Raw genomic sequence first — 1,731 nt, 5'->3', positions numbered from 1 at the left:
TTTCATCAGACAATCTGTGTGAACACTCACATTTCACCATCTTCGGTTAAGGAGGTGATCCAACCGCAGGTTCCCCTACGGTTACCTTGTTACGACTTCACCCCAGTCATGAATCACAAAGTGGTCAGCGCCCTCCCGAAGGTTAAGCTACCGACTTCTTTTGCCACCCACTCCCATGGTGTGACGGGCGGTGTGTACAAGGCCCGGGAACGTATTCACCGTAGCATGCTGATCTACGATTACTAGCGATTCCGACTTCATGGAGTCGAGTTGCAGACTCCAATCCGGACTACGACAGACTTTATGAGTTCCGCTTGCTCTCGCGAGGTCGCTTCTCTTTGTATCCGCCATTGTAGCACGTGTGTAGCCCTACTCGTCAGGGCCATGATGACTTGACGTCATCCCCACCTTCCTCCGGTTTATCACCGGCAGTCTCCCTTGAGTTCCCACCATAACGTGCTGGCAACAAAGGATAAGGGTTGCGCTCGTTGCGGGACTTAACCCAACATTTCACAACACGAGCTGACGACAGCCATGCAGCACCTGTCTCACGGTTCCCGAAGGCACTTCCGCATCTCTGCAGAATTCCGTGGATGTCAAGAGTAGGTAAGGTTCTTCGCGTTGCATCGAATTAAACCACATGCTCCACCGCTTGTGCGGGCCCCCGTCAATTCATTTGAGTTTTAATCTTGCGACCGTACTCCCCAGGCGGTCGATTTAACGCGTTAGCTCCGGAAGCCACACCTCAAGGGCACAACCTCCAAATCGACATCGTTTACGGCGTGGACTACCAGGGTATCTAATCCTGTTTGCTCCCCACGCTTTCGCACCTGAGCGTCAGTCTTCGTCCAGGGGGCCGCCTTCGCCACCGGTATTCCTCCACATCTCTACGCATTTCACCGCTACACGTGGAATTCTACCCCCCTCTACGAGACTCTAGCCCACCAGTCTTAGATGCCGTTCCCGGGTTAAGCCCGGGGATTTCACATCTAACTTAATGGACCGCCTGCGTGCGCTTTACGCCCAGTAATTCCGATTAACGCTTGCACCCTCCGTATTACCGCGGCTGCTGGCACGGAGTTAGCCGGTGCTTCTTCTGCGGGTAACGTCAATCGTGAAACGTATTCGGTTTCACGCCTTCCTCCCCGCTGAAAGTACTTTACAACCCGAAGGCCTTCTTCATACACGCGGCATGGCTGCATCAGGCTGGCGCCCATTGTGCAATATTCCCCACTGCTGCCTCCCGTAGGAGTCTGGGCCGTGTCTCAGTCCCAGTGTGGCTGGTCATCCTCTCAGACCAGCTAGGGATCGTCGCCTAGGTGAGCCGTTACCCCACCTACTAGCTAATCCCATCTGGGTTCATCCGATGGCGTGAGGCCCGAAGGTCCCCCACCTTGCTCCTCAGAGTTCATGCGGTATTAGCCACCGTTTCCAGTGGTTATCCCCCTCCATCGGGCAGATCCCCAGACATTACTCACCCGTCCGCCGCTCGCCGGCAGGAAAGCACGCTTTCCCCCGCTGCCGCCCGACTTGCATGTGTTAGGCCTGCCGCCAGCGTTCAATCTGAGCCATGATCAAACTCTTCAATTAAAAGTTTGACGCTCAAAGAATTAAACTGTGTTAGTTCGTAATGAATTAACTGTTTCAGTCACTCTTCAAGACTTTAATCTTTCTGGCCTTTCGGCCTTGTCGATAATGTCCTGCGAGTGCCCACACAGATTGTCTGATTAA

General features: G+C 53.9%; 1 rRNA gene. It reads right to left on the bottom strand.

The features are described from left to right. Positions 1-47: 47 nt before the first annotated feature. Positions 48-1,590: ribosomal RNA gene (locus tag Xind_RS19440) — 16S ribosomal RNA — on the bottom strand. Positions 1,591-1,731 lie beyond the last annotated feature (141 nt).

The organism is Xenorhabdus indica, from assembly GCF_014467235.1.
In the GTDB taxonomy this organism is placed as follows: Bacteria; Pseudomonadota; Gammaproteobacteria; order Enterobacterales; family Enterobacteriaceae; genus Xenorhabdus; species Xenorhabdus indica.
The sequence above is the reverse complement of the archived record's forward strand: the minus strand, read 5'-3'. Positions and strand labels throughout refer to the sequence as shown.